At 56.8% G+C, this 23,259-nt stretch carries 11 protein-coding genes; 6 read left to right on the top strand and 5 right to left on the bottom strand.

From position 1 onward, the window contains the following. The first annotated feature begins 73 nt into the window (after positions 1-73). Positions 74-1,648, top strand: coding sequence for an ATP-binding protein (locus tag HMPREF2756_RS06795; protein ID WP_083301692.1), 1,575 nt, complete (start codon positions 74-76; stop codon positions 1,646-1,648). Positions 1,649-1,912: 264 nt separating this feature from the next. Here HMPREF2756_RS06795 and HMPREF2756_RS06790 read toward each other — a convergent pair whose 3' ends face one another. The 5 genes from HMPREF2756_RS06790 to HMPREF2756_RS06770 form a co-directional block, all read right to left on the bottom strand. Continuing rightward, entirely contained in the window at positions 1,913-2,770 is an 858-nt protein-coding gene (locus HMPREF2756_RS06790) for an anchored repeat-type ABC transporter permease subunit (RefSeq protein WP_070619665.1), read from the bottom strand. Beyond that, entirely contained in the window at positions 2,767-3,687 is a 921-nt protein-coding gene (locus tag HMPREF2756_RS06785) for an anchored repeat-type ABC transporter ATP-binding subunit (RefSeq protein ID WP_070619662.1), read from the bottom strand. The genes HMPREF2756_RS06790 and HMPREF2756_RS06785 overlap by 4 nt, the downstream gene beginning before the upstream one ends. Beyond that, a complete protein-coding gene (locus HMPREF2756_RS06780) occupies positions 3,680-4,723 on the bottom strand; it encodes a choice-of-anchor M domain-containing protein (RefSeq protein WP_083301687.1) in 1,044 nt (347 codons plus the stop codon). Before HMPREF2756_RS06780 ends, HMPREF2756_RS06785 begins: the two co-directional genes overlap by 8 nt. 65 nt (positions 4,724-4,788) lie before the next feature. Continuing rightward, positions 4,789-6,465 carry an anchored repeat ABC transporter, substrate-binding protein gene (locus tag HMPREF2756_RS06775; RefSeq protein WP_070619659.1) on the bottom strand — a complete coding sequence of 559 codons (1,677 nt, stop codon included), beginning with the start codon at positions 6,463-6,465 and terminating at the stop codon, positions 4,789-4,791. Then, on the bottom strand, positions 6,455-8,725 hold the full coding sequence (locus tag HMPREF2756_RS06770; RefSeq protein WP_070619656.1) for a TIGR03773 family transporter-associated surface protein: 2,271 nt from the start codon (positions 8,723-8,725) through the stop codon (positions 6,455-6,457). Before HMPREF2756_RS06770 ends, HMPREF2756_RS06775 begins: the two co-directional genes overlap by 11 nt. 145 nt (positions 8,726-8,870) lie before the next feature. Between HMPREF2756_RS06770 and HMPREF2756_RS06765 the strand changes: the two genes are divergently transcribed. The 5 genes from HMPREF2756_RS06765 (at position 8,871) to HMPREF2756_RS06745 (ending at position 23,072) form a co-directional block, all read left to right on the top strand. Continuing rightward, complete coding sequence (locus HMPREF2756_RS06765) at positions 8,871-11,753, top strand: choice-of-anchor M domain-containing protein (RefSeq protein ID WP_246825875.1); 2,883 nt, start codon at positions 8,871-8,873, stop codon at positions 11,751-11,753. Positions 11,754-12,004: 251 nt separating this feature from the next. After that, entirely contained in the window at positions 12,005-13,957 is a 1,953-nt protein-coding gene (locus tag HMPREF2756_RS06760) for a serine/threonine-protein kinase (RefSeq protein WP_013398237.1), read from the top strand. Between the two features lie 170 nt (positions 13,958-14,127). Further along, positions 14,128-17,307, top strand: coding sequence for a 1,4-beta-xylanase (locus HMPREF2756_RS06755; protein ID WP_070619650.1), 3,180 nt, complete (start codon positions 14,128-14,130; stop codon positions 17,305-17,307). Position 17,308: 1 nt separating this feature from the next. Further along, a complete protein-coding gene (locus tag HMPREF2756_RS06750; protein WP_070619647.1) occupies positions 17,309-18,664 on the top strand; it encodes an ABC transporter substrate-binding protein in 1,356 nt (451 codons plus the stop codon). 79 nt (positions 18,665-18,743) lie between these two features. Continuing rightward, positions 18,744-23,072 carry an FtsK/SpoIIIE domain-containing protein gene (locus tag HMPREF2756_RS06745; RefSeq protein ID WP_070619643.1) on the top strand — a complete coding sequence of 1,443 codons (4,329 nt, stop codon included), beginning with the start codon at positions 18,744-18,746 and terminating at the stop codon, positions 23,070-23,072. Positions 23,073-23,259: the final 187 nt, after the last annotated feature.

Genomic DNA, 23,259 nt, shown 5'->3' with positions numbered 1-23,259 from the left:
CATACGCCGTCATACTATGATCATCCTCAAAAAATAGTATGATAGTAGTATGACGGCGTATGATGAAGATAGCATGAGCAGCGCTACCAGCAATATAGATACAGCAGAAATAGTTCGGCTGTTGCGTGAAAACTCAGCAGAAACCTCGCAGATTGAGGTGAAATCCGCCGCAAAAGGACTGCCAAAATCTTTGCGGCCTACAGTGAGTGCCTTCTGCAATGATTCGGGCGGTACGGTGCTACTGGGACTGAGTGACCCTGCCGAAGGGTTACTGCCGGTTGATGGTTTTAAACCTGAAAATATGCGTGATGCTATGACCGATTTAATGGCACATCATATTGAACCGGCGGCGACTGGAAGTGTAGAAATCATACCCCTAGAGAACGGGTATCGTATTGTACGTGCCGATATTGCGGAGGGTGAGCCGCATCTGAAACCGTACTACGTTAAGGACGCCGGACGGTATAACGGGTCTTATACTCGCCGCGGTGATGGTGAATATAAGCTCCGCGACTACGAAATTGACCGGATTCTAGAGAACCGCCCCCAACCCACCTATGACGAAGAGCTGGTGCCAGGTACGTCTTTTGAAAACCTCTCACCCCGACTCGTGGAACGGTACGTCAACTATTTGCGTGAGATTCAGCCGCGAGTCTTCGCCAATGCCTCTGCCGAGGATGCTTTGAAGAAAACCCGTGTGCTGCGCAAAGATGCAGACGGGCAGTATGTGTTGACGCTGGCGGGACTTCTTACCCTCGGAGATTACCCGCAGGCATTTTTTCGGCAATTGGCGGTATCAGTGGTGGTGCTTCCGACTGGGCGCATGGGCGAGCAGGTTGATGGTGTACGTTTTCTGGATAATGAGTTCTGCACCGGCGCGATACCCGACATGATTGATGATGCTACGGCAGTTATTATCAAAAATATGCGTAAAGGTGCCGTGATGGACGGTCCAACCGGACACCGCAGGGAAAGCTTGGAATACCCCCTTGAAGTAGTACGTGAATTGCTCGTCAACGCGCTCATGCATCGTGATTATTCGCCAGGTGCCCGAGGGACACAGGTGCAGGTAGAGATGTATCCTGACCGGTTGGTGGTGCGTAGCCCTGGAGGAATATACGGTCCGGTAAACCTGGCTGATTTTGGTGAATTAGGCGTCTCATCCTCCAGGAATTCAGCCCTAGCGGGTATCTTGATGGATCTGCCCATGCCAAGTACTGGGCATAGGGTTGCGGAGAACCGCGGCTCGGGAATTCCAACAATTTTCAACTCTTTACACAGTGCCGGGCTGGAAAAACCGAGGTTCGTGGATAGTCCACGAATAGTCGAGGCGACAGTCTACAATACCCCGCGTGAGGAGAGCCTTGATGCACCACGTGAGGTAGCTGGGCCGGATGTGCCTACCGTACCTGAAACACCCTCCATGCCTGTATCGCGTGCTTCTCAGGGGCGAAATGAGCTGATTTTGAGCCTATTGCGCGGTCATGAACTCTCTATCCTAGAACTGTTGGAAGGGTTAGAGAAGCAGGGCGTGCGCGTGGCACGGCCGACCCTCACGAAAGACCTGAACGAACTGGTGTCCAGAGGTAGTGTTGAGGCAACCGCACCGCCGCGCAGCAAGAACCGCACATACCGCATCCCACGGTAGCGGTGGCCATGGTGCAGCAAAAGGGGCGCGCATCATACTATTTTTGAGGATGATGCCACGCGTATGACGGTATTTTTGGTGGGCTAGTTCCTTGAGATAGCGCAGGAATACGGTCATACGCCGTCATACTATGATCATCCTCAAAAAAATAGTATGACGGATAGTATGATGCGTTCCGCGCGCCAAAATAACTCTGCTGTCTACATAACCCCGCTGGCTACCGGGCGACATTCCTAAGAAAGCCGGCCTAAGAAACCCCGGTAATTATGATGCGCGCAGGCGAAGCTTCACGCGCGAGCGCATCCAGGTAAACGCCCACACCAGCACGAAAGCGGCGACCATCGTCAGCACAATCGTGCCGCCAGTCGGCAGGTTAAACGTCCACGAGAAGTACAGCCCCGCCGTCGAACACAGCACGCCGAAAACCGGTGAGAACAGCATCATGGTGCCTAAACGGCGGCAGGTAAGCCGCGATGCGCTGGCCGGAACCACAATGAGCGCAAGCACCAGCACATTCCCGAGCGTCTGCAAAGAAATCACCACGGAAACCGTCACGAGCACATACAGCAAAATATCCAGCCACAGCACCGGCAAGCCCAGCGCGCGAGCACTCTCACGGTCCAGGCTCACCGTCACCAGCTGCCGATGAAACAGCCACAGAAGCAGCAGAATCCCGGCGGACATAGCCGCAGCCTGGACGATATCGCTGCCTGAAACCCCCACAATCGAACCGAACAAGAAATCCTGAATCGACCCCGAATACCCCGGCGCCAGAGAAATAATCACAATACCCAACGCGAACGAACCGGCAAAGAAAATACCAATCACCGAATCCTCTCGCAGCTTCTGGCTCTGGCTAAAAATAGCCACCAAAACCGCCGTAATGACGCCCGCGATCAAGCCCCCGAACACCAGGTTGCCGCCGATAACGAACGCAACCGCCAAGCCGGGAAACACCGAGTGGGCAACCGCATCGCCAATAAAAACCATGCCGCGCATCATCACATGGCACCCCACCACACCCGTCACCAAAGAAGCCAGCGTCACTGCGGCCAGGGCGCGCGGCAGAAAAGCTAGGGAAGGATTAAAAAGGTCAAACAGAAAATCGAGGGGAGTAATCATGCCGCTGCCTCCTGCGGGTTTACACGATGACCGGCAGGATGCCCCTGCCGGGTGCCGCCGGTCGAGTCGCCGCCTGCGCCCGGTACAAGTATCTCGGGCGATGGGTTTGTGCCCGCGTTTCCACCTTTGCCTGTGCTTTCTCCCTCGCCCTCAAGTTCGCGCCCGTGCACCCAGGCGTAAAGCTGCTGCGGCGAAAAATCCTCGGCTTTGCCGTCCAAACTCAAGGAACCGCGCACCCCGCACAGTCGCGAACAAGACTCCTGCGCCGCCACAATATCGTGGGTAGACATCAGAATCGTCACGCCCTCGCCCGCCAGCTGCCGGTACAGCTTAGTGAGCGCGGACTGGGTGGGCGCATCCACCCCCGTGAAGGGCTCGTCAAGAAGCAAAAGCGCCGGTTCAACCGCGAGAGCACGCGCCAGAAGCACCCGCTGCCGCTGCCCGCCGGAAAGCTCGCCAATGGGACGGTTCTTCAGCGGCATTAAATCCGTGCGTTCCAGGGCGTGAAAAACCTTGACCCAATCCGCAGTTTTAGGGCGACGAAACCAGCCGATCTCGCGGGTTCGCCCGGTCATGACCGCATCCTTGACGGTGGTCGGGAAATCCCACTGAAACTGGTGCTTCTGCGGCACATAGCCGATGCGCGCCCGCGCAGTGCGTGCAGTACTGCCCAGCACCCGAATACTCCCCGAAGCAGGATGCAGCAGCCCCATAATGGCACGTAACAGCGTGGTTTTTCCGGCACCGTTCGCCCCGAGAAGGCCCACAAATTCGCCGGGGTTCAGGGTGAGTGAAAAGTCTCGCAGCACCGCCCGCCGCCCGTACCCCGCATAGAGGTTCTGGATGCTCAGCGTCGGATTTTCACTCCATGGCGCGGGGTCGTTTTTGGAGCCTAGCACGGTGGTACCTTTACTCATCCCGCGCGCCCTTTCCGCTCGTCATGATGCGCTCGGCCTGCGCCTGCGCGGTCTTATTACGGCGCATTATGAAGAGCCCTGCTGCGGCAAGCACCACCACAGCCCCAGCGCCGAGCACCACCGGCAGGACAGGGAACCCGCCGGATGAGGCTCCCGGACTATCGGAAGCAGCCGCAGAGTGCGCGCCCTCCGATTCGCCCGCCGGTGCCTGATCTGCGGTCTGCTGCGCCAAAGTGTACACCTCGTCCGCAGTCACCGAATCCCCGATGGCGAACTTCATATAGCGGGTATCGGAAACAACCGAACCATCCGCAAGCTCCGCACGGGCCGTTACCTTCAGCAGATAGGCACCGGGCTTGGTAAACACCCAATTGGCGTGGGTATGCGTGTTCTTCTCAACCCATATATCCTGCGGCTCGTGCTTGGACGAATCCCACAAAACCTGCGGCTTCGAGAAGTTCCCGTTCTCCAGGTACAGCGTGAACTGCCCCGGCCCCTGAACCTGCTCTAGGGTGAGGGTGACCCCGCGCGGGGTTTTCTGCACAAGCCCCGGGTCCTGAGTGGTCCAGCCAGGCCAGACAACCCCCTTCGTTTCGGTCTGCGGAATCACATACACCTGCTCGCCGGGCTGCGCACCCACAAACGAATAACGGTCATCGTCAGGAACCTGGCGACGTGCCGCATCGGAGCCGCGGTACAGCACATCATCCACGCTGCGCCAGATGGGTGTAGCGGCATGATCGTCATGGATCATGAGCTGAAACTTACCGTCTGTAAAACGTGGACCCATATCAACATGCCCGCTCGAAATTTCGGTGCGTCCCGTGCCCACGGGTTGCTCGGGCGAGAGCGTCTGCTGCAGAGCCTTCTGCTCTTTGCTGAGGTTATCGCTTGTGGCTGCCGTGCTTGACGATGCACCCGGCGCGGGCGTGTGATCGGCATATGCCGGATTGGCTATAGAGGCTGTGAGAGCTGTGCATAAAGCGAATGAAATAACCTTCTGACTAGTTTTTATTCCAAAAATAGAATATTTCATGGATGTCTTCTTCCTCAACGTTGATGGATGTATATGCATATGTGGCTATGGACGAGAATACGACTTCACCGCCCAACCGCTCGCTGGATAGTATGTGCGTTGGCGCGCATCATATCCGCATAGTGGGGTGCCTCATCATCGAGCGAATCGGAATATAAGGTACCCACCTGAACCCCGTTTTCATGGGCGACCTCGCGCAAAACTGGGCTTTGCGTGCGAGTATTCCGATCGAGGAATATAGCCGGTACACGCAAATCCCTGATAGTGCGCTGCAGCCGCTGCCGCTGTTGGATGCTTGGCTCACTGCCCGCCACCGGCGTCACAAACCCCGCCACGCTCAGCCCATAAGTACTTGCCAGATAGCGGTACCCGTCATGGGTGGTAATCAGGTTTTTCGAGGCTTCGGGCAAAGATGCATAGATGCCGCGAATCTCCCAGTCCAGCTCATCAAGCTCGCGCATAACACGCTCGGTATTCGCCGTGTACAGGCTGGTTCCGGGTGGGTCAGTCTCGGCGAGAGCATCACGCATGACCTGCGCGGCCGCCTTCATATTTGGCACCGAATGCCATATATGCGGGTCTATCTCGCCGTGCACATGTTTGCCGAGCACCGCCTGCGCCAGCAAATACACCTGCCCCCGATGCTCGCGCGAAGACCCCCTCAAGAACCCGTATTGGCCGCCCGCAGGAACCTCCTGCAGAGTGCGCGAAGGAACCGCAATGATCGTGCGAGCCAGGTCGTGTTCGGTGACTTTCCCGCCGCTATCGGCGCGAATCACAAGCCGCCCCGTATATGCCTGAACGGCTATATCCGCATGTCCAGAGGCTAAAATGGTCGTATTTGCACCCAGACGAGAGGCGGCCTCGGCAGGGTCTTCACCCACCACGACATGCAGTGTTCCCTGCGCCTGGTGCACCCCCTCGGGCGCGTTGCGGGGCGTTGCCAGAACATCAAGTTCGTACACACCAGCATCCGCAAAAGCCCACGAAAGATGCGTATGCGCCTGCAGCGGAAGCTCCAGCGACCCCATATCGCCGGTACGCACCCTCACACCATCCTGAGCGGATTCCTGCGTGCCGCGCGCCTGAGAATCGCACATCATCTCGACCGCGCCGAAGGTCTGCGTAATAAACGCCGCAACCTGCCCGGGCCCTTTCACACGGGTAACCGAAAACGCGACCGAAGCATCCGAATCTGAGGGCGACTCAGCGGAATGGCTGGCGGATGCGCCCGCAGGCTCGGTGCCCTCAACGCGCAGCCCCAACCAGATAGAATCCAGCGAGGCATCCTCCACCACGGGTTCAAGCTTGCCGCCGTACTGCTCAATCCTTTCGGCAACCGCAACCTGCGCCGAACCCTGCGGCAGGTTAGAACTCACCATCGCCGCCATTTTGCGCTGTTCCAGCAATAGACCGTTGGTGAACGCCAGCCGCGCGTAGGCGACATCGCGCACATCCCGCAGGCTCGGCTCATAGGAATGCGGGTCTGCGCCATTGGGAATAAGAGCGTGTACCCGAGCACGCTCGCCGCCAACAGCACGCGCCACATCCGCCAAAATCGGGGTTGTCGCCACCACCTGAAGACGTCCGTCGGCATCAAAACCTGAGGACGTATTCTGTGCGGTGCAGGCGCTTAATGCCGCGCAGACAGGCAGAAAACCCAGGAAAGCGCGGCGGCTGAGCGGAACTTCGAGTGAGCGCTGCGGTGTGCAAGACTGACGGCGTGAACCTCTAGAGCTCATGACGTTTGCGGCGGCGCACAGTGTATACGATCATGCCTCCCAGCGCGACGGCAAGCACGGAGGTGCTGACCATAAACGGATTAAACCCGGCCCCGGTGTTGGCGAGCTTCCCGGCGGCAGCGGCCTGCTGCGCATCCTTTAGCTCCTGGTTGGTGAGGGCGCAGTCCTTGCCCGAGGCGGTCTTGCCGACAATGCGTACCTTCGTGCCGTCCGGCTTCGTGACAATACCGCTTGCCGCATCCACAGCACCCCGCTGGGATTGCTGTTCGGCAGGTTTATGAGTGGTCGAGTTTTCGGCGTTCTCAGGCACGTTCTTCTCATGATGCGCGGGCTCGGGGTTTGCCGGATTATCGGCATTGCCCACCGTAAAGTTCAGGGTCGATGTGCTCTCGACGGTCTGCCCGTTCTTCAGATGCACCTGCCAACCGATCGTCACCCGGTAGCGACCCTCAGCGGTAAACACCCAGTTGCTGTGTTGGTGCGTATTCAGTGGAACCTGAAATGAGCCGCCGCGGGAATCGAAGACTTTCTGACCGGCGGAACCGAAATTGCCCGAAAGGAACACCGACATTGAGCCGGGGCCGTCGAATCCCTTCAAGCTCATGGTGACCGGTCCATCGGCCTGTTTGAGAAGTTCGGGATCCTGGGTACTCCACCCCAGCCACGGCACGCCCGCCTGCTGGGTAGCACCAATCATGTGCACGGTACTTCCCGCGGGGGCAATATCTTCCATGCCCGCCGGGAATTTCAGCTTCGCAGCATCGCCGAGGACGAACTCTAAAGAGCCGGGTGACACATGTTTAGGTGGGCTGAACCGATCATCTTTGACGGCAGAACTCAGCGTGGAACCGTTCAAGACCGGACCAACGTCAAAATGCCCCTCGGTAGCGCGATCCGCCGCGGCATGATCCGCAGTCGTTACCATCGGCAGAGTGCCGGGAATATTCGCCGGGCTTTGGGTGCTTCGTGACTGCACGGAATCCTTAACGACAACCTCGGTCGGAATGCACTTCTCGGATTCGGTTCCGGGATAAGACCCGCCGCGAGAACCCGAAGACGGCGCGGTATTGCCCGAAGCCCCTGAACCGCCAGAACCCGTACCCCGGACGGTCGGCGCGGTAACATTCTGGGCATTTGACCCGTTAACCGTGTGGTTCGGTGCACCTGCATTCTGACCGGCTTGTTGCGGTGCCGGGGCGGGCGCATCGGGCGCGGGGGCATCACCCGTTGCAATCTGGGGGTTGGGCGCCGCATCCGCTGAAGATTCAGGCTGAGCCGGGGCGGCTTCCACACTCGACGAATCTTGATGCGCGGGCTCGATCACCTGATGCTGCGCGTGGGAATTACCCGCGCCGTGATCTCCCTCTGATGAGCGCTCATTCGGGGCGGCATCCCGATGCGCCTGCTCACCGCCCTCCTCATGCTGCGGCGGAGCGGCAGCTGATTCGGCGGAGTCCTGCGGGTTTTGTGCCCGATGCCCCTGCTCGAAAATATCCTGCGGAACTTCGCCCACCACAACGGTGTAGGTCGCCTCAGCGTGAACCTGCGTGCCGTCCGCGAGCTCGGCGCTCGTGCGGAAGGTGAACCGGTAGGTTCCGGCGGCGGTAAACGCCCATGCGGCATGTACATGAGAACCCGCCTCAAGCTCGTAGGGCGCTAGCCGATCCGCCGTGCTGAACATGCGCGATGCCCCGGACAGGTCCTCCTGAAAGACCTCGGCGCGTGCACCTTCGGGAACCTCGCTTTTGACGAGTTCAACCGTGATCTTATTGTTTTTCAGAGCGCCCTGCGGAATGTTTTCGGCACTAAAGCCGGGGTAGAGAAGCCCATCAGTATGCTTCTGCGAGATGTACCAGATGGGGGTGCCTTCGGGGGCAATGAAATCATATCCGGCGGCTACACGGGTTTGGGACTGATCGTTGGCGGGTAGGTTGAAAACAGTGGTGGAGGGGTTGAAAAGGCCTTCACCATCCTGCGTTTCGGCCTTGGAGTTTAGGGCGAGTTTTCCGTTGTGAAGCTCTGCGTTGAGCAGTTCGGTGTGCACGCCGCGCACGATGTAATTCCCGGTGTAACTGCGCGGTTCTGCCTGTGCTGCACCTGCGCCATGTTCTTCGTGTGCGAGCGCCGCCGGTGCCGTGTTGAATGCGGGCAGCGCGGGGGAGAGAGCTAGTGTGCATCCCAGGGCGGTGGTTCCGATGATGGTAAATGTTTTGCGGTTGCGTTGTTCTCGCGGCGGGGTTTGCGGGGCGGATCTGCGCATAGTTTTCCTCCAACGACGGTGTGGTGTGTGAGTTCACGACGCATCGGCGCGTGTGATTATGAGAATCACTATACATATCTATTTTGATTATGACAATTATTCTCAATTAGTGATAGGATGTGTATGCAAAATGAGAAAGGTTGTCATGTACACGAAATACACACATCGTCGTGCGCTGAGTGCATCCCTTGCTCGTATTTCCGCAGTAGCTCTGCTGGCTCTCGCTGGCGCATCGCCTATGCTCCCCGCGCATGCGGGACCCGACGACGGGCGCATTATTACTACTCAGGGCCATGTTGATGCCCCGAAAACCTACTGGGAAAACGGCGTTTTCGCACTCAAAAACGAAGCAAATCCATATAAGACCGGTGCCGATCTTTATGACCTCGATAAGACCGTCAACTGGGTAGGGAAGGGATGGGATGGCCGCAACGGTGCATCCCAATACACTTTGACCCTCACCGATTCACCCAATCTGCGTTTTCTAGGCGAACCTGGGCAGACCCTCTACATGGCGCCCACCCTGACCTGGGGTAATCACGATCCCATCTGGGCAGGGCTGGGTTCATCCGTCAAAATCCCTACTGAAAACTTCCGTGACGGCATTTATGCGACCGATATTCTCTCGGTTGAAGGCCCCGGCCGCATGGAGCTTTTTCGCTACAATCCCGATGAAGGTCCTGCGGATGTGAACCGCATCCTTTCGAGCACGAGTACCGGGTGGCACTCCTGGCTGCTCAGCAAAGGAAGCCACACGCATAACACCACAACCTTCACACGACCCGGGCGTTATGTGGTGACCTATCGCACGGTAGCGCGCGGCACGGACGGATCAATCATTCAATCCCCGCCGCAAAAACTTGTGTGGCAGGTGGGCGGGCGTAAACCCGTTCTCGGTGACGGAACCCCGAACGCGGTACCGACCATTGACCGCTATAATGCTGCACCCGTCGGGAACCTGGACTTAGCCAAATACGTGCTTTCCGTGGCACCCCATAAGCTCGATCCCGACCCTGCGAAGAACAAGGATGCCGACGATAAACTCAGCGACATCACCTTCACCGCAGCCGATAAAAACCTTAGTGGAACGTTGACCCTGTACAACAACGGGTACTTCCTCACCGACCTTGAGGTAAAGAACGGCACCGCCACCTGGAGCGAGATGATGGGCGGCGAATCCTCGCATCTGCAGGCTGTCTTCACCCCAAGCGGGAACGAGGGCGTGCGCTGGATTTCGCATAAGCTCGCCTATGAACCCGGGCACGCCGAGAGCGTATACAGCGACGACGGCACTGGAGACTGGCCCGTTGAAGAGCCCGATGGGCGCAATACTGTGCTTCCTACCGCTCAATACACCCCCGCCAGCGGCGACTACACCGTACGCACCGTGCCCTCCACGCAGGAAGGGTACCGCACGCTTGAGGTAACCTTCGCCGACCCTAACGTTCGCGGGTTTATCCGGGGCGGATTCTACGCCCCCAACGACTACGAATACCCCAAATTCGATATAGAAACCACGATCGACAACGGGGTAGCGCGCTTCACCTACCGGGAAGACAGCTACTTTGAGAACAGCGAGCTTATCGTGAAAGTGCTGCCGCATCCCGATATGAATGCCCGCACTTCACAGGTGAAGCTCACCCAGAATTATCAGCGCGGCGGCGATTACAGCGCCACGGGAACACTGGGTGCGGATGCGCCCGCCGCAAACCCCCAGCCGGGCGACTCGCACACCCCGGAGCCCCAGCCAAGCCCCTCCGCTGACCCGAGCGGTCCCGACCCCAACGATGCGCCGCCCAGTGCATCCCCCGCCCCGGCGGCTCCCGAGCAGCCGAGCGCAAGCCCGACTCCCTCACGAGATGGGGATGCACAAAACACGCAAAACCCCGCACCGAAGGCGCCCGCCCCCATGCCAACCTGCGAGGCGGGGAAGATCGACGGCCGCTATAAAATCGGTGACGGGCACCTGGACCTTCAAGCACAACTGCGTGATAACCGGCTGGAACTGGGGCTCAAAGACGATAGCGGACTCATAGATGCGGACTCGGTGGTGCGCCCGCTGGATACCGTGGTGTGGACCGTTAGTGATCGTGCCCGCCGCAGCCGCAACGAGCACATGAACTCGCCCAAACTCGACTTTATTGGACCGGTCGGAACCGCGTTTTATGGGCTTCCGCAAACCCAGATGCGCGGGCTGCCTTGGCCCGGGTACAGCACCCAGGATGTGGACTACAGTAGGCTCGACGGCGGCGTAACCCTGCACGTTGTGCCCCGCAGCATGCCGAAGGGCGCGCGGTTCGGTGTCTTCACCGAGTCGCTGACCGGCCCCGAGGTTCTGCTGGATTCGACCAAAAATCAACATAGTATATCGATTGACTACGCAACCCACGCGCACGCCAACTGGGTGTTTACCGAGCCTGGGCATTACATGTTTGACGTTCAGTACACCGCAAAACTCAAAGACGGTACTGAGATCACAAGTAAAGTCCAGCATCTTGCCGTCGCCGTCGGGAATGAGGCAAGCAACGCATGCTCCTTTACCGCAGCGCCAGAACCGGGCAAGGGCGCAAACGGCGGTTCATCCTCCGGGCAGAAGACCGGGCAAGACTCTTCGGCACGGGTGGGTACCCCTCAGGGTGCCGTGCGCGTTCCGGATGCCTCGGCGGATGCGGCGCATCCGCACAACCCGACCGAACCGCAGGATGCCTCGGCAGCCCCGCAGAACGGTACAGAGGGCACGAACCCGCAAGGTTCTGAGCAAGCGGCGAACCCGGGAACAGCTCAGAGGGCGGGTACCCAGGCTGGTACAACTACAGAGAACGGCACGGTCACCGGATCGTCAGGGAACGGCGTATCGGGCGGTTCAGGTTCGGGCGCATCCGGCGTGGTTCAGGGGTCTGCAGGCGGTGCATCTGCGGGCTCGAATGCGCTGGCGCATACCGGATTTGCCGTGATTCCCGTGGTAATCGCGGGCGTTGCGCTTCTGGGCACTGGTGCCGTTTTGGTGATCCGTCGTCGGCAAAAGTAGCCGCGGTGTAAGACACCGAACATGCATCACGCCTTATGACCTCACCGTTTTTGCGAAAACGGTGAGGTTATAACCGTTTAAGAGCGTGTTGAGCAGGGGTTTTGGCGGGTAGAGCACCAAGAGCGCTGCCCGTCTTATACCTTCTTAAAATCCCCGCTGACCGTGAGCAAAAGGCTGAATCTTGCGGATGCGCCGGTTACACTAGGTATAGCCGTGAGACCTACCCGAGCACTAGAGCGTGAGGAGCAACCGTGGACGATGCAATAACCGGCATGCGCGAAGGAGCGCCGCTAGGATCCGCCTTCACGCTCATACGTGCGGTAGGTTCCGGCACAGTCGGCACCGTCTGGGCGGTCTCACGTAAAGGCTCATGGGCGCTGTATGCTGCTAAATTCCTCAAGCCCGAGTACCACAAAGACAGCGAATTTCTTGAGCGGTTCGTGCGCGAACGCACCGTGCTCTCGCAGCTGCACCACCAGTACATCGTGCCAATCGAAGACATGGTGGTCGAGGGTGACAACCTGGCGATCGTCATGGAATACCAGCATGGCGGAAGCGTGCGCGAGTTTTTGCAGAAGCAGAAGAATCTGCTGCCCGGCGAGGCTTTCGGCATTGTCGAGCGCGTGCTTTTGGCGCTGGAATACGCGCATCGTTCCGGGGTTCTGCACCTAGATATTAAGCCCGATAATGTGCTTTTATCGGGGCATTACGGCGATGCCCTCGTGGAGCAGGTGCGGGTTGCCGACTTCGGTATCGCCACGCTCATGGGGCAGACGGAGAGCCAGGGTTTTTACGGTACGCCCGCCTACATGTCGCCCGAGCGTAAAGCCTATGGAAGCTCGGATTCCTCAGCCGATATTTATTCCGCCGGTGTTATGCTGCACGAGCTTCTGGTCGGCGCCGTTCCGCTGGTGGATGCGGATTCTGCCGTTCAGATCAGCGATCACCTTCCCGAGGATGTGCGCACCGTCCTTGAGAATCTTATGAGCCTATCGCCCAAGAACCGCCCGCAGGCCGCACAGGCTGTGGCGCAGGTTCGGGCTCTGCGCAAGAAATATCAGGATGCTGACCGGTTCGAGTATGAGGAACGTGCCTCAGAAAATCAGAGCACCGGTGGTCGTCAGCGCACGGTTATTCGCGGCGGCGAGCAGGCACCCGCTCAAGCCGCGTCGGATAACTACAGCACCCAAGTACCCGAACTGGGTGAAGCCTCGCATCAGACGATTATCCGCCCGGTGACCGAGGCGCCGGTTGTCGAAGAGGAAGAAATCGACGAAGAATTTGAGAATGAGCAGCCGAGAACGGTTGCCTCACAGCTCAAACGCCCGCTCGTATGGGGGTCGATATTAGGTATTTTGGCGCTTATCTGCGCGTGCGTTTTCGTCTTTATTAACAGTTCCGGTGAGAAGAAGCAAGAGGGGCCAAAAGAGCATTGGACCGCATCCTCAGGCACGAATTCGCCCCTGCCGAGCGGCTTAGGCACCCGCCTGGAGGCCGACTATGACCCGTCTTCTCATACGGCGACCGTGAAATTTGAGTACTCGACGCAAAAATCCGGGCTGCACGGCGATATTCTGCAGGTCATTCCCGGGCTGAGCACCGATTCCTGCCCGCAAACCACGTGGAACCAGGCGAGTGAGGCCGAAGAGATCCGCAAAAATCAGGCCGCCATTACCGGTCTGGACACGAAATGCGCCTGGAATGTGAGTAACCTTAAGATTCCGGCGAATTCAGCTGTAACCATGAGCGCCAAGGTCGATATCGATATTCCCGATCAGAAGAGCCTCGAAAAATGGCTGGGGGAGATCACCAAGAAGACCCAGACCGCCATTAGCGACCCGGACGTGAAATCGGCTTCATACCCCATTCAGCGCATCCAGAAGATTGAGGTGCAGGTGCCCAACCGCGTGGTTAACCAATCGGCGGTACCGGTTACCCTGCTGCCGGTGTGGCCCAGCGGCAAGGATGACCTGAACCCGCTCATGAAGCTGCCGCAGACCGGCACCCCCTCCCAGGCCATTACCTCGCTGGCGCCGGACACGGGCGATATCGCCTTCACAGACGGATGCTCCGGTCACCTGTCGATTTCAGCGGATCAGAAAAATGTGACGGCCCTATCGGTTGCTCCCCAGTGCAAGCTCAACGTTCAGGTGGGTAACTTCACAAATCTGCAAAGTAACGCTTTCAGTATTACATCACGGTAATTGAACATCTGTTGATCGTGCGACAGAGCGTTAAGATTGGCATATTTCCCGCACATTCTACTCATGGCGCGGTAGAATACCTTTAAGTTGCCTCGAACGGTTTACTCAACGCCACACACATACGATGCAACATTACTGTCCATAAAATCAGCCACCTTCCGGAGTGCCATATGTCTACACGCTTCGACGCGTCAGAATCACGGCTAACGTGGAAGAGCCGCTGTGTGCGGGTGCCTTTAACCATCGGGGTCATTGGCAGTTTGCTCCTTGCGGCATGCTCCTCGTCAGACCAGCAGAATAGTGATCCTACCTCGCCCGGGCAGACGACCCAGCAGAGCGAACAGCAGGTGCAAAACCCCACGCACGTGCTGCAGAACGTGAATCTTAAACTTGCGAGCAACGGTAACGTTTCTGCTATTGACACCAACAATATCTATGTCAATGAACAAGAGCACAAGAGCTCCAGCAAGACCATCAACTTCAAGGTCAAAGACGTTATTAACGACGTCCCGGTGCGCGTCAGCACCCAGTACCAGAGCTCCAAAGGCACCGGTACAAACCTGAAAGACCTGAACGGGTACTCCGGCGAGCTGACTATTAAGGTCACCGTCGAAAACCTTACGCTCAAGTCCCAAGAGGTAAGTTACGATGCGGGCGGCACCAAGCGCACCAACCAGGCGCTCGTCGGTGTTCCGTTTACGGTGGCTGGGTCGGTTTCGCTCGATAACGTGAAATCCAACCAGATCATTACCTCTGGCGATAAGACGGACGACAGCGCAACCAACGGCGTGATCAGCACGACCGGGGACGGCAAAGCGAACGTGCAGTGGGGCGCGATCCTGGCACCTCCGACCTCCGGGGCAAGCACATCGTTCACGCTGAAGGTGAATGCGCAGGACTTCAAGGCACCCGATTTCGATATCGCGGTTCAGCCGGGGTTCGCCTCTGATCTTTCGGGTGAGAGCGTGCTCAACAACAGCTTCAATAAGAACGACGCCAACCAGGTTGCGATGCTTCAGCGCACTATCGACTTGGTGAACAATGTCGATTCGACGATTACCAGCGCCAGCTCGCAGGTGAACGAACTGCGCTCTAGCCTGGACAACACCTCGGACACCCTGGGTCAGGATGCCGCGAAAAACCTGCAGGCTAACAGCGAGAGCCTGACCAAGCGTATGGCGGAGCTTGACGGGCAAATTCAGTCCCTCAAGGATGACCTTGCCAAGACTGCCGACGGTAACAAGAACCAGCTCATCAGCCAGCTGGAAAGCACCGTGAACACGATGGATACCCTGCTGGGTGATACCTCGCAGGTTCCGAATGTCTCGGTTTCGCATCAAAACGGGTCATGCACCGTCGATCGCGGTGCAGCCGGAGGCGGATCGAGCGTATACGGCAACCTCGTGCAGCTTTCCCAGATTCTCAACAACTATGCCGATGCCAGTGGCGACTGCCAGCATGCCCTCACGGACTCTCTGCGCCAGACCATCGGGCCGGATAACCCCAGCCCTGAGGTCTGCCGTGATGGTTCTTCGGTCACCTGCTCCCTGTACGGTGCTTCGGTCACCTCGCAGGCAAGCCTGATTGGCCTCGTCGCTAATGGTGAGAAGCTTGTGAACGAGCTGCAGCCTGAGTACCTCAAGGGTGCCAACAAGAGCTACCGTGCCCTGCGCGGCGAGGTAGACAACCTGACGAAGTACCTGCAGAGTGATGAAGGCAAGAAAGCCATTCGAGACCACCAGCAGAACGGTGACGTCACGGAATCGCTCAAGTCTAGCCGCCGGTCGGTAGATGAGCTCAAGAAAACCTCGGATGAGCTCACTAAGGCGCTCAACAGCCTGCACAGCAAGGCCGTGGCGGCGCGCAACGACGTGAGCGGAAACTCGAACTCTATAGACCAGCAGAACGAAGATATCGCTAACGAACTCTGCAAGCTTTCGGTAGAAAACGGCGGCAAGCTCTCGCAAGAGGAAGTAGACCGTCTGCGTTCTTACCTGACTTCTACGCCTTGCGGTGAGACCCCGAGAACCCCGCAGCGCGATCAGAATAACCAGAACCAAGGCGATCAGAACACCCCGAACAATAACCAAAACGGGAACAACGGTAACCAGAACGACCAGAACCAGGGTCATCAGGATAATAACCAGAACACCCCCAATAACAACCAGAATGGTCAGAACGATCAGAATGGCCAGGGCGGTGCGCAGGTAACCCCGCAGAACGACCCGACTGAGAATGGCCAGAACGGTCAAAACGATCAAAACGGTCAGAACCAGAACACCCCGAACAATAACCAAAACGGGAACAACGCTAACCAGGGCGGCACCCCCGTAGTCCCGGCGGCACACCGATTTGCTGCCGACAAGCTCCAGGCACCCGAAGGTTACGGGCAGGCTATGGACGAGCGCCTGAACAACCAGGCACGCGCTTGGGACGAGGTTATCAAGGAAACCGATCTGCAGAACCCGACCACCCCTCTGGCGCAGAACGCAAAGGGATTCTCCGACCAGGTGAACTCCCTGGACTCCGCGCTCAGCTCGGTTGAGAAGGCGTATGCGGGCGAAGGTGACGACCAGAACCGTGATCGTGATGATCGCCAGAACGACCCGAACTCCCTGGATGAAAAGCTCAAGTCGCTGACTAGCGCATCCGATGAATTGGGTAAGAACCTGGATGAACTTTCCAGCCAGCACTCCGAACTTTCGGAAGCCCTCAAGAATGCGTTCAAGGACTCTGCTGACGAAACCAGCAAGAACATCAACAACCTGATTTCGCAGGAGATCCGCCAGGTATCGGCTCAGGGTTCGGCAGGTGCCGATTCCATTCAGAATTCCTTCACCAGCTCAATCTACGGTCTGGCGGAAGCTTCGAATGTAATCGTGCGTGATGCCGGTAACTCTCTGGAGGCGCAGCGCCGTGACATTGCCGGTAAGGTTGAGAACCTCAAGGCATCCCTGGATGGGGTCACCCAGAGCTCCCTGGAGCAGCTGGATGCGCGCACCGGAAACGCCAGCCGCGACCTGGCGGGTGCATCCGTGCTTCTTGCCGACGACCTCAACAAGGTTATCCTTGACCTGGGCGATAGCCGAGTCGATGGTTCGGGTCTGCTGGGCGCGTTGAAGACGAACGCCGCGAAAGCTGGTGCCGCCGACTTCCAGCTGGCGCTTGCCTCACAGAACGCGCAGGGTTACACCAGCGTTCGTGCCGAGGATATTGCGGCCGTGCAGCTGCGGCAGGCACAGTTCAAGGCGTCCTTGGAGAAGCTCAAGTCACTGCCCTCCTTCCACCTGCCTGACGGTGGTAAGGCCGAAGTGAAGGTGGTTTACACCTTCCACATTGGGGACATGTAGCGTGACCCCAGAGCCTCAGCTTGAGGAAGAACAAACCTCCCGAAGGGTACCCCTGACCATCATTGGCTGGGGTGCCCTTCTGGGGGTCTTGTTGTTGGTTATCGTGGTGGCAGCTCATCTGCTGCGACCGGATATTCGGCCCCTGCGCGCACCCGGCGATACCGAGGCGATAGCCCCCGTTGTTCCGCAGGAAATTACGCTGCCGAACAACAATAATCGCGACGCCAAGATCGGGATTATTATGACCTACGGCGAGGATGCGGAAGGCTCCGAATGGGTGCTCCCTGCCCAGGGTGCTGCGGTGGCCGCGCATCGTCTGGATCTTGGCAAAACCCCCGTTCAGCTGACGGTCGCTAACGATAAGGGAACTTCCGACGGGGCTCGTGATGCCGTCGAAAAACTCAAATCTGAGGGCGTTCAGGGGATTATTATTTCTTCCTCGGGTGAGCATATTAAGGGTGCGACGAGTGCGGCACGTGAGAGCAGCATCCCGGTGATTGAGGTCTACGACAGCGTAGATACCGGGCGCGGAGTCTGGAGCCTGGCGCCCACCCCCGAGCAGCTTTCGCAGGCGTATATGCAGGCTTCGCAGCCGAGTACCCAGAGCATCGTGATAGCTCCCAAGGATACTGAGGTGAAGATTCCACAGGTTGCCGCCAAACATGCGTACGACCGCGATACCGATGTGCGCGAGCTTGCACAAGACGTCAAGAAAGAGTCCCAGAGCTACGGGGCTTCGGCGAATATCTTCGTTTCGGGCTCGGCAATTCGTCAAGCTAAAATCGTCAAAGAGCTGCAATACGCTGGGGTGACGGCTCAGATTCTTTTGAGCCCGCAAGCCGTATCGCCCATTTTCGCGCGAACCCTTGTGGCTGAGGGTGGCACGGTCTCGGCAAACCTGACGACCGTCGGGTACAACATGTCAGACTCTTTGGCTTTGCAGTCCGATGACCCCGGGCGGGGGCTCGCCGCCTTCCTCGAAGCGGTGCGTGTTATGGGTCAGGATTCATCCTACATGACCCTGCAGGATGACCAAGCCTTCAAATCCGCCGCTCCCTATGCAGATGCGCGCTCCCACAACGCGGTGCTGGCGTTCGCCTATGCGATCGATAAGGTGCACGAACGCAAGCCGGAGGCGGTCACTCGCGTGCTGGAAAGCATGAGGCTCGATGCCGCTCAGGCGATTGCGGGCGACGCGCTCGATTTCACTCATGAAAACCCAACGACTGCGCCCGTGCAGACACTCCATGCTACGGAGCAGAGTCTGGGGCTGCGGCCCGAGCCGAGCAACGATCAGGAACCGCGCATCGTCTGGTTTGCAGAGCGTGGAACTCGAATGGAAACCTACAATGAATAGCAATTGACTAGTATATATTCCAAATAAAGAATATAAGATGCCGTCTTGTACAGGGCTGTGAGATCGTCAAAGGAACAGTATGCGAATCCAAATATCCCTCGAATCTTTTCAGAAAAGTATCGAACTCGATTCGTGGCAGGAGAACACCACGCTGAGTAGTCTCATTCTTGCTGCCGGAGGACCTTATTTTGAACTAGACTACCCCCTCTACATCGATTCTCAGCCTGTATATGGCGGCACCCAACTAGGGGCTGTAGTTCTTCTTGAGGGGAGCGTAATTAGTCACCAACCGTTACCTTCAGCGCAACCAGTACAAGGTTGGAATGTAACCCTTGCTGGCGGTCTTAACTCTGGTGTTGTAGTGCCATTACCTCACGAACGCCCAATGATTGTAGGACGCTCTCCCAAAGCTGATATTGTCTTACCTACCGACAGCGCTTCTTGGGAACATTGTCGCCTTGAACTCTTGGAAGAAGGGGTCAAAGTCACCGATGCTGGCTCCACAAATGGAACTTTAGTAAATGGGGTAAAGGTTCCTGAAGAAGGTTTCGAGGTTACGGACTTATCGGTGATATACACGGGTGGAGCTGTCCTATTAGTACGTCCGCAATTAGTGGAGAACCCCGCCCCAAAACCAGGCGTGCTCCCAAATCTGACCCCAGTGCGTACCTCTCCCTTTAACCGCCCACCACGTCCAGGTATGTTGCCTGCTGCAACCCCTCTTAAATTTCCCAAACGTAAACAGGTTTCAAAACCATCTAAATTTAGCTACGCGACCGTGCTGAGTCCGCTTGTGTTTGCGATTGCAATGGTTTCTCTTTTGGGCGACATACGGTTTGCTTTCTTTGCTTTTCTCAGCCCGGTTGCTGCTTTAGCATTGTGGATAGAACAAAAATGGCGTTTTAAGCGCGAAAAGCAAGAAGAAGAAAATCGTTTTGCGCAGGAAGTTGAGAAACTAAAAGAAGATCTTGAAGGCAGCTATAAATATGAACGGGTAAGGCTGCACGACCAAGCACCTGATCCAGCTAGTGTGATGCGTCGTGTTCATCTGCCCAGTACTGAGCTTTGGCAACGGCGTTTTTCCTCATATGACTTCTTGAGCCTGCATATTGGATATGGAGATTACCAGTGGATACCTGAGTCAGAAGATCATTCATCTGTAGAGCAAGAAAAAGAGGTCAAAAAACTCTTAGATAACTCGAAGCTACGTGGTGCTCCTATTATCGCTGATATTTCTGATGCTGGCGTTATTGGAATTGTAGGTAATCGGGAGGGTGCCCTTGCCCTAGCGCGCAGCCTCGTGATGCAGTCCGTGGCCCACTGCGGACCCGCAGACCTCACACTAGGCGTCTTCTTCGACCGCGGAAAAGAAGACGAATGGTCGTGGACCTCGTGGCTGCCGCATACCCGACAGAGCGGATCTTCCACGGGCGGCCGATGGATTTCTTGTGATCGGGATCAATCTACCGCTATGCTTAAGAACCTGCATCAGAGCATTGATGGGTTACTTTCTCCGGAACTTTTGCTTCTCATTGACTCGGAAGTCTTAACCGAGGGGCGTGATGCTCCTGCCCGTGAACTATTAGGGCATGGACGTCATGTAAATAACTACAACCAGCGAAAAAATATTCATCGAGTATCGGGTATTGTTATCGCTTCGTCTACAGAGCAGCTTCCTGCTTCGTGTACTGTGGTTATTGACGTCGGTGAAGATGCTGCCGCAACATTTACTGAGCCTGAAAAACGGCGCGTTATTGAAGACATTATTATCGGTGGTATATCGCTAGAGGATGCGACAATTACTGCCCACCAGCTTGCGCAGTTCGACGATCCCGAACTCATCATCCCCGGCGCGGGTCTGCCCGGGCTGGTGCGCCTGCCCGAACTCACCGGCATCGGCACGCCACCCACCGCCCAAAAGATTATCAGCACCTGGCAGAAATCCACCGGATACAGCACCGAAATCGGCGTTGGCGACCAAGGCGTATACACCCTCGACCTCGTCAAAGACGGTCCGCACGGTCTCGTCGGCGGTACCACGGGTTCGGGTAAGAGTGAATTCCTGCGCTCCCTCGTCGCCGGTCTGGCGGCCCATAACGACCCCACGCGCCTCAACTTCATTCTGATCGACTTCAAGGGCGGTGCGGCATTCAAAGCCTGTGAACGGCTGCCGCACACCATCGGCACCATCAGTAACCTCGATGAACAGCTCGCAAACCGTGCGCTGATCAGTCTCGAAGCCGAAATGGAGAGGCGGCAGCGGCTCTTCGCCTCCGTGGGGGAAGGCGTCGACAACATCATCGAATACCACGCCACCAACCCGCCAGAACCCATGCCGCGCCTGCTCCTCGTCATCGACGAGTTCGCCATGCTCGCCAAAGACTTCCCCGACGTGCTTACCTCACTCGTGAGCATCGGTGCCGTGGGTCGTACCCTTGGCGTGCACATGATCCTGGCAACCCAGCGGCCCGCTGGCGTAGTAAACAACGACATCCTGGCGAACACCAACCTGCGTGTTGCGCTGCGCGTGCAGTCCAAAGAAGACTCCTCCAACGTGATTGAGGTGCCGGACGCCGCATCCATCGAGCGCTCGCAGATGGGCCGCGCCTACATTAAATTGGGGCAAACCGACATCACCCCCATTCAGACCGCGCTGGTAACCGGGTACAGCGGCGTTGTCGAACGAGACCCCATCGAAATGCGTTCGACAAGCGTTTTTGGCATTCCCTCGGCACCGCGTGCACTGCCGAAACCGAAGAAGACCGATGCGAACGACCTTGACAACCTGATCGACGCTATCGTCGAAGCCAACCACGAGCAGCACTATGCTCCGCCGCGCAAAGTCTGGCCCGAAGCGCTCGGCGATAACCTGCCGCTGAACGGATTCGATGCTCCCCAGTACGGAATTGACGAAAGTGCTCCAGCAGATAACGACACCCCGCTGGTGGGAATGTTAGAAGGGGACACTGTGTTCTGTGCTTTGGCTGATATCCCCGAAGAACAGCGTCAAATCTCACAAGGCTGGAATATAAACCGCAGTAATCTGCTTCTCTTGGGGGCACCCGGTAGCGGTACTAGTACTACGCTTATATCCTTAGCCTTAACGCTGTGTCTGAATACTTCTCCGGATCAATTCGATATGCTCATCCTTGATATGGGGGCAGGTACTTTAGCGCCATTACAGAACTTACCGCATGTAAATTCCTATGTAGGCCCCGGTGAAGGCGCTAAGGAGAAGCAAACACGATTCCTGCGGCACCTCATGAATGAGTTGGAACGGCGCCGTTCTAATCCTGTAGGTAACCGCAAACTTATCATTCTTGTTGATGGTTTCGGCACCCTGAGGGATGAGTTTACAGACTACTCTGGTACCGACTATCTCAGTGCTTTCTATCGTATTTATGCTGATGGACCAGCTTTGGGAATGCATTTTGTTATCACCAGTAGCCGTGTGAAGGGTATCCCTTCGGCTATTGACGATATTTCATTACAACGCTGGCTCTTCCATCTAGCGGATCCCTATGATTATTCTGGATATAAAATTAAAGGTACTGATATTCCTGCTGCTGTACCTGGTAGGTGTGTTGATAGTGCTACTATCCGCCAAATGCAGATAGCTATCCCCGCAGTTGGCACTGACTTAGCCGTCGAGCGGGTAGTGCAGTATTGGGGTTCCAATAACAAACCAGACGTTATTGGGCATCTACCTTCACAAATTTCGCTCTCTCAGTTGGGTGCTCAACCTTCTATTAACCATGATTGTTGGACCATACCGGTGGGTGTCGCGGAACATGATCTAAAACCCATATTTTTGGAACTCTACGAAGGCGAACACGCGCTTATCGGCGGATCACCGCGTTCCGGCAAATCGACCCTGCTTCAGGCTATTGCCGACTCGATGAAAGACCTCCGTGAGCGGAACTTCCATGGAGATAACGGCTTGGAAATTCCGCAAATTTGGGTGGTTTGCGGCAGGCGCTCGCCATTGATGCATCGTCAGTTTGATCGTATGGCAACAAATGCTGAAGATATTTCTGCCTTGGTTACTGATGCCCGCATGTCAAATACTCCTGTCCTAGTCTTAATTGATGATGCTGAGCGGATTGAGGATAGTGATAATGCTATTACCAATCTCCTCGAGAGTGATTTACCACTTGTACGAGTGATCGCTTCAGGTAAGCCAGGCGAATTGCGCACCATGTATTCCCACTGGACGAAAATACTGCGTAAATCGCGTACTGGTATGCTCTTGCAGCCGAATACCGATTATGATGGCGACTTATTCTCTACAAATTTGCCGCGCCGTTCACCAGTGGCCCTAACTCAAGGGCGTGGATACGTGATTCTGGGCGGGGCACCTATACTAGCCCAGATGGTAAGCCCCGATGATATGGAGAATAAGCGTTAGTCATCAAGCATGGATAAATAACGTGTGGGTCTAGGTGTCACTTCAGAGGAATATAGCACCTGAGACCCACATTTTGGTTATTTTAGTAGATTCTATTTCCTAGCAGTGGTGGTATTCGATTTTCTGAAATCTTGTATTGGTTTTGTTCAGGATGGGGAATCTTGTTTATGGGTGCTCACTACTGGTT

Origin of the sequence: Rothia sp. HMSC067H10 (genome assembly GCF_001810635.1) — a bacterium.
Taxonomy (GTDB): domain Bacteria; phylum Actinomycetota; class Actinomycetes; order Actinomycetales; family Micrococcaceae; genus Rothia; species Rothia dentocariosa.
The sequence above is the reverse complement of the archived record's forward strand: the minus strand, read 5'-3'. Positions and strand labels throughout refer to the sequence as shown.